A 7,449-nucleotide genomic window follows, 5' to 3' on the forward strand; every position below is an offset into this window, starting at 1 on the left:
CTCCCGTTCGGGAGGAGCCGCCCCACGGGCGTTGTACCGGCGCTCGGGCGGGACTACTCGCCGTGCGAGCCCAGGCGGTGCACCTGCACCATGTTGGTGGTGCCGGGGATGCCGACGGGGACGCCGGCGGTGACGATCACGGTGTCGCCCTCGGACAGCTCGCCCATCTTCAGCAGCTCGCGGTCGACCTGCGCGACCATCGCGTCGGTGGTGGCCACCTGCTCGGTGACGTACGACTCGACGCCCCAGCTCAGCGAGAGCTGGTTGCGGGTGGCCGAGTCCGGGGTGAACGCGATCACCGGGATCGGCGAGCGGTAGCGGGACAGCCGGCGCGCGGTGTCGCCCGACTTGGTGAACGCGATCAGCGCCTTGCCGTTCAGGAAGTCGCCCAGCTCGCACGCGGCGCGGGCGACGGAGCCGCCCTGGGTGCGCGGCTTGCGGCCCGGGTTGAGCGGCTGGAGGCCCTGGCCGACGAGCTCCTCCTCGGCCTTCTCGCAGATCCGGCTCATGGTGCGGACGGTCTCGACCGGGTACTTCCCGACGCTCGACTCGGCCGACAGCATGACCGCGTCGGCGCCGTCCAGGATGGCGTTGGCGACGTCGGAGACCTCGGCGCGGGTCGGGCGCGAGGCGTGGATCATCGACTCCATCATCTGGGTGGCGACGATGACCGGCTTGGCGTTGCGGCGCGCCAGCGTGATCAGGCGCTTCTGGACCAGCGGCACCCGCTCCAGCGGGTACTCCACGGCCAGGTCGCCGCGGGCGACCATGATGGCGTCGAAGGCGAGGACGATCTCCTCCATGGCCTCGACGGCCTGCGGCTTCTCGATCTTGGCGATGACCGGCACGCGGATGCCGACCTCGTCCATGACCTCGTGGACGTCCTTGATGTCGTCCGCGTTGCGGACGAAGGACAGGGCGATCATGTCGACGCCCAGGCGGAGCGCGAAGCGCAGGTCGTCCTTGTCCTTCTCGGACAGGGCGGGCACGTTCACGGCCGCGCCGGGCAGGTTGATGCCCTTGTTGTTCGAGAGCACGCCGCCCTCGACCACCACGGTCTTCACCCGCGGGCCGTCGACGCTGACGACCTCCAGGGCGATGACGCCGTCGTTGATCAGGATCGGGTCGCCGGGCTTCACGTCGCCGGGCAGGCCCTTGTAGGTGGTGCCGCAGATGTGCTGGTCACCGGGGACGTCCTCGGTGGTGATGGTGAACTCGTCGCCGTTGTCGACGGTCACCGGGCCGTTGGCGAAGGTCGCCAGACGGATCTTGGGACCCTGGAGGTCGGCCAGGACGCCGATGGCCTTGCCGGTGTCCTCCGAGACCTGGCGGACCTTTCGGTACCGCTCCTCGTGGTCCGCGTGGGTGCCGTGGCTCATGTTCAGTCGGGCGACGTTCATGCCCGCCTCGACGATGGCCTTCAGCTGTTCGTAGGAGTCCGTCGCCGGACCCAGGGTGCAGACAATTTTCGCTCGGCGCATATGGGTCAGTCTATCCGTTCGTGTTATGGGCGCATTCGGCACGAAACGTGCGGAATCGCCGACGAAGGATTCCGCGGAGCGAGACGACGGAGTGTCAGTCCGCGGACGCCTCCTGCTGCTGATGGACCAGGGCGAAGGCCTGCCGGGCGATCTCCAGCTCCTCGTCGGTCGGCACCACCGCGACGGCCACCCGGGCGTACTGCGGCGAGATGATCCTGGGCTCGCCGGAACGCACGGAGTTCAGCTCGGGGTCCACCGCGATGCCGAGTTCCTCCAGCCCCGCCGTGGCCGCCGCGCGCACCGGCGCGGCGTTCTCGCCGACGCCCGCGGTGAACGCGATCGCGTCCACCCGGCCGAGCACAGCGTAGTAACCGCCGATGTACTTGCGGAGCCGGTGGACGTAGGAGTCGAACGCGAGCTTCGCGTCCGCGTCGCCCTCGTCCGCGCGGCGCATGATCTCGCGCATGTCGTTGTCCCCGCACAGGCCGCGCAGGCCGCTGCGGCGGTTGAGCAGGTCGTCGATCTCGTCGATCGACAGCCCGCCGACCCGGTGCAGGTGGAACACCACGCCCGCGTCGATGTCACCCGAACGGGTGCCCATGACCAGGCCCTCCAGCGGGGTCAGGCCCATCGAGGTGTCCACGCACCGGCCGCCGGCGACCGCCGAGGCGGAGGCGCCGTTGCCCAGGTGCAGCACGATGACGTTCACCTCGGCCGGGTCCTTGCCGAGCAGCCGGGCGGTGGCCCGCGAGACGTACTGGTGCGAGGTGCCGTGGAAGCCGTAGCGGCGCACCCGGTGCTCGTCCGCGACGGCCTTGTCGATCGCGTACCGGGCGGCCGGTTCGGGCATCGAGGCGTGGAAGGCGGTGTCGAAGACGGCCACCTGCGGCAGGTCGGGGCGCAGCGCGCGGGCCACCTCGATGCCGGTGATGTTGGCCGGGTTGTGCAGCGGTGCGACGGGGATCAGCCGGCGGATCTCCCGCAGCACCTCGTCGGTGATCACGGTCGGCTCGGTGAACCGCTTGCCGCCGTGCACGACGCGGTGGCCGATCGCGGCGAGCTCGGGGGAGTCCAGCCCGACGCCGTCGGCGGCCAGCTCCTCGGCGACGGCCTTGAGCGCGGCGGAGTGGTCGGGGAAGCTCTGGACCGCCTCCCGCTTCTCCCCGGAGCGCGGGGTGTGGACGAGCCGGCCGCTCGGCTCGCCGATCCGCTCGACCAGCCCGGAGGCGAGCCGGGCGCCGTCGAGCATGTCGATCAGCTGGTACTTGACCGACGAGGAGCCGGCGTTCAGCACGAGAACGCGCGTTCCTTCACTCATGCGGCCACCTCGCTGCGCTCGGCGGTCGCTTCGCGAAACACGCACCTGTTGATTGTTCGCTCGCTTCGCTCGCTCACGCCTGCGGCTCCTTGCGGTCCTGGGACTGGATGGCGGTGATCGCGACGGTGTTGACGATGTCCTGCACCAGCGCCCCGCGCGAGAGGTCGTTGACGGGCTTGCGCAGGCCCTGGAGGACCGGGCCGACGGCGACCGCGCCCGCCGAGCGCTGCACGGCCTTGTAGGTGTTGTTGCCGGTGTTGAGGTCCGGGAAGATCAGCACGGACGCCCGGCCGGCCACGTCGGAGCCCGGCAGCTTGGTGGCCGCGACGTGCGCGTCCACCGCGGCGTCGTACTGGATCGGGCCCTCGACGAGGATGTCCGGGCGCAGCTCGCGGACGAGCTCGGTGGCCTTGCGGACCTTGTCGACGTCCGCGCCCGAGCCGGAGGTGCCGGTCGAGTACGAGAGCATCGCGACCCGCGGCTCCACGCCGAACTGGGCGGCGGTGGCGGCGGCCTGGATCGCGATGTCGGCCAGCTGCTGGGCGTCCGGGTCCGGGTTGACGGCGCAGTCGCCGTACACGAGGACCTTGTCGGCCAGGCACATGAAGAAGACGCTCGACACGATGGCCGCGCCCGGCGAGGTCTTGATGACCTCGAAGGCGGGCCGGATGGTGGCGGCGGTGGAGTGCACCGCGCCGGAGACCATGCCGTCGGCGATGCCCTCCTGGACCATCAGGGTGCCGAAGTAGGAGACGTCGGTGACGACGTCCAGCGCGAGCTCGACGGTCATGCCCTTGTGGGCGCGCAGCCGCGCGTACAGCTCGGCGAACTGGCGGCGCAGCGGGCTGGTGGTCGGGTCGACGATCCGCAGCTGGGCGCGGTCGGCACCGGACTGTTCCTGCGGGATGGCGATGCCGAGGCTCGCGGCCTTGCGGCGCACCGCGTCGGCGTCGCCGAGGAGGGTGAGGTCGCAGATGTTGCGGCGCAGCAGGATCTCGGCCGCGCGCAGCACGCGCTCCTCGGTGCCCTCGGGCAGGACGACGTGCCGGCGGTCGGCCCGGGCGCGCTCCAGGAGCTCGTGCTCGAACATCATCGGGGTGACTCGCTCGGACCGGCCGACCTCGATCCGGTTGGTCAACTCGGCGGTGTCGACGTGCAGTTCGAACAGGCCGAGGGCGATCTCGGCCTTCCGGGGGCTGGCCGCGCTGAGCTTGCCCTCCAGGTGGGTCAGGGTGGCGGCGGTCGGCCAGCTGCCCTCGGGGACGACCGCGACCGGGGTGCCGGGGGCGAGCCGGGCGGCCAGCGCCATCACGTTCGGGCCGGGGTGCTGGCCGAGCGTCAGCAGCACGCCGGCGATCGGCGGGGCGCCGGCGGCGTGCGCGGCGAGCGAGCCGATGACCAGGTCGGCGCGGTCCCCGGGGGTGACGACGAGGGCGCCGTCGGTCAGCGCGTCGAGGAAGGTCGGCAGCATGGCGCCGCCGAAGACGAAGCCGCGGACGTCCCGGGCGAGCCCGGCCGCGTCCCCGAGCAGCACCTCGGCGCCGGTCGCCTCGACCAGCTGGGCGACGGTCGGCGCGGCGAGCGCCGGCTCCTCCGGGATGACGTAGGCGGGGACCGGCAGCTTCTCGGTGAGCCTGCGCTGGATCCGCTGCTTGAACGCGGGGGCGACCCGGTTGGCGATCATCGCGAGGGTCGCGCAGCCGAGGTCGGTGTACGCCCGGTGGGCGTTGCGGACCTCGGCGATCACGGCCTCCGCCTCCTTGCCCTGCCCGCCGAGCACCGGCAGCACGGCGGCGCCGAACTCGTTCGCGAGGCGAGCGTTGAAGGCCAGCTCGTCCGGGATGTTGGTGTCCGCGAAGTCGGTGCCGAGCACCAGGACGGCCTCGCAGCGCCGCTCCACCGCCCGGAACCGGTCGACGAGGGCCGACACCAGCTCGTCCTGCCCCTGCGCGGCCTGGAGGGCGGCGGCCTCCTCGTACGTCAGTCCGTACAGGTCGGTGGCGGGCAGGTCGATCCGGTACCGGCCGCGCAGCAGTTCGACCACGTGGTCCGACCCCGACTCCCCGGGCGCGTGCGCGTGCACCAGCGGCCGGAACACCCCGACCCGGTCCACCTGCCGGGTGAGCAGCTCCATGACCCCGAGCTCGACGGCCTGCCGCCCGTCCCCCCGGTCGATCCCGGTCACGTACACGCTGCGCGCCACGTGGTCTTCTCCGTCCCGTCGCCTCGGAAAGTGGTCATATCGACCATACCTTCGCACTGCGAACGGGCGTCCGCGAGCAGAGAACCCGTGCAGCGGCAAGGGACGAAGGTCACCCGTAGAAGTCCGCCCCGGCCACCCCGGCCACCCGGGTGCGGGCGAGCGCCGCCCAGCCGGCGATGGGTACCAGCAGGTAGACCCACCCCAGTAACGTCCACTCCCACACGAGCAAGCCCCCCGCCTGCTGACGATCAGTCTCAGGCGGGGAGCCCAGGGCGTGTCTTTCGGATCAGGCCGGGCGGAGCCAGATGGTGGCGAGTGGGGGGAGGATCAGGTCGGCGGAGCGGGGCTGGCCGTTCCATTCGGCGGGGTCGGCCTTGATCGGGGTCGAGTTGCCGATGCCGCTGCCGCCGTAGGCCTCGTCGTCGGTGTTGAGGACCTCCTCCCACAGCTGGTCGCGGCCGTCGAGGGCGGGCAGGCCGACGCGGTGGCCGTGGCGGACGACGGGGGAGAAGTTGCACACGGCGACGAGGGGCGAGCCGTCGGCGGCGTGGCGGACGTAGGAGAGCAGGTTGTCGTCGGCGGAGCCGCCGTCGAGCCAGCGGAAGCCGTCGGGGGAGGTGTCGAGCTCCCAGAGAGCGGGGGTGTCGAGGTAGCGGCGGTTGAGGTCGCGGACGAGGCGGCGCACGCCGTGGTGGTCGCGGTGGGCCGGCCACTGCTCGTCGAGCACCCACCACTGCGGTCCGGTCTCGTGGTCCCACTCCGCGCCCTGGGCGAACTCCTGTCCCATGAAGAGGAGTTGCTTGCCAGGGTGGGACCACATGAAGCCCAGGTAGGCGCGGTGGTTGGCGCGCTGCTGCCACCAGTCGCCGGGCATCTTGGAGACGAGCGCCTGCTTGCCGTGCACGACCTCGTCGTGGGAGATCGGCAGGACGTAGTTCTCGGAGTAGGCGTACACCATCGAGAAGGTGATCTCGTTGTGGTGGTACCTGCGGTGGACCGGCTCCTTGGACATGTAGACCAGCGAGTCGTGCATCCAGCCCATGTTCCACTTCAGCCCGAAGCCGAGGCCGCCGCTGTCGGTGGGGCGGGTCACGCCGTCCCAGGCGGTCGACTCCTCGGCGATCGTCACGACACCCGGGCAGCGCCGGTAGACGGTCGCGTTCATCTCCTGGAGGAAGGAGGCGGCGTCGAGGTTCTCCCGTCCGCCGAACTGGTTGGGCGTCCAGGCGCCGCCCTCGCGGGAGTAGTCGAGGTAGAGCATCGAGGCGACGGCGTCCACCCGCAGGCCGTCGATGTGGAATTCCTCGCACCAGTAGACCGCGTTGGCGACGAGGAAGTTGCGCACCTCCGTGCGCCCGTAGTCGAACTCCAGCGTGCCCCAGTCGGGGTGTTCGGCGCGCAGCGGGTCGGCGGGCTCGTAGAGCGGCTCGCCGTCGAAGCGGGCGAGGGCGAATGCGTCCTTGGGGAAGTGCGCGGGCACCCAGTCGACGATCACGCCGATCCCGTGCCGGTGCAGGGTGTCGACGAGGTGCCGGAAGTCGTCCGGGCTGCCGAGGCGGGCGGTGGGCGCGTAGTAGCCGGACACCTGGTAGCCCCAGGACCCGCCGAAGGGGTGCTCCATGACCGGCATGAACTCCACGTGGGTGAAGTTCAACTCCTTGAGGTAGCCGGGCAGTTCCTCGGCGATCGCGCGGTAGCTGGTGAGGTCGGGGCGCCAGGACGGCAGGTGCAGCTCGTACACCGACATCGGCGCCCGGTGGTGTGCGGCGCGCGCCCGGCGGGCCATCCACTCGCCGTCCCCCCAGCGGTACGCGGAGGAGGTGACGACGGACGCGGTGCCGGGCGGGCACTGGGCGGCGCGGGCCAGCGGGTCGGCCTTGTCGAGGACCCAGCCCTGCCGGGTGTGGATCTCGTACTTGTACGTGGTGCCCTCGGCCAGCCCGGGGACGAACAGCTCCCACACGCCGGAGGAGCCGAGCGAGCGCATCGGGTGCCCGGTGCCGTCCCAGTGGTTGAAGTCGCCGATCAGCCGCACCCCGGCGGCGTTCGGCGCCCACACGGCGAACGCGGTGCCGGCCACGCCGTCCACCGTGCGCACGTGCGAGCCGAGGACCTGCCACAGCTGCTCGTGCCGGCCCTCGGAGATGAGGTGCAGGTCGAGCTCGCCGAGGGTGGGCGGGGTGCGGTAGCCGTCCTGCTGGACGAGCGGCTCGCCGCCCGGGTAGGTCACCAGCAGCCGGTAGCGCGGCGGTTCGCCGCCGGCGAGCAGGCCGGTGAACAACCCGCCCTGCTGGTGGGTGAGTTCGGCCGGGCCTTGGGCGGTCTCGACGACGACCCGCTCGGCGAGCGGCCGCAGCACCCGGATCGCGGTGCCGCCGTGCACGGGGTGCGCGCCGAGCAGCGCGTGCGGGTCGTGGTGCTGCCCGCCGACCAGCCGGTCCACCTCG

4 protein-coding genes are annotated in these 7,449 nt (G+C 71.7%); all 4 read right to left on the bottom strand.

The features are described 5' to 3' along the window. Nucleotides 1-53 precede the first annotated feature (53 nt). Complete coding sequence (gene pyk / locus AB0O00_RS24905) at nt 54-1,481, bottom strand: pyruvate kinase (protein ID WP_363655254.1); 1,428 nt, start codon at nt 1,479-1,481, stop codon at nt 54-56. 94 nt (nt 1,482-1,575) lie between these two features. Next, entirely contained in the window at nt 1,576-2,799 is a 1,224-nt protein-coding gene (locus AB0O00_RS24910) for an acetate kinase (RefSeq protein ID WP_363655256.1), read from the bottom strand. Nucleotides 2,800-2,872: 73 nt separating this feature from the next. Next, entirely contained in the window at nt 2,873-5,002 is a 2,130-nt protein-coding gene (pta, locus tag AB0O00_RS24915; RefSeq protein WP_363655258.1) for a phosphate acetyltransferase, read from the bottom strand. A gap of 286 nt (nt 5,003-5,288) precedes the next feature. Further along, nucleotides 5,289-7,445, bottom strand: coding sequence for a 1,4-alpha-glucan branching protein GlgB (gene glgB / locus AB0O00_RS24920; protein ID WP_363655260.1), 2,157 nt, complete (start codon nt 7,443-7,445; stop codon nt 5,289-5,291). Nucleotides 7,446-7,449 lie beyond the last annotated feature (4 nt).

Source organism: Kitasatospora sp. NPDC093558, from assembly GCF_040683475.1.
Classification (GTDB): domain Bacteria; phylum Actinomycetota; class Actinomycetes; order Streptomycetales; family Streptomycetaceae; genus Kitasatospora.

Bases quoted from the DNA above. Each gene is read 5' to 3' on its own strand.
- pyk (WP_363655254.1), bottom strand. From the start codon at position 1,481: ATGCGCCGAGCGAAAATTGTCTGCACCCTGGGTCCGGCGACGGACTCC.
- AB0O00_RS24910 (WP_363655256.1), bottom strand. From the start codon at position 2,799: ATGAGTGAAGGAACGCGCGTTCTCGTGCTGAACGCCGGCTCCTCGTCG.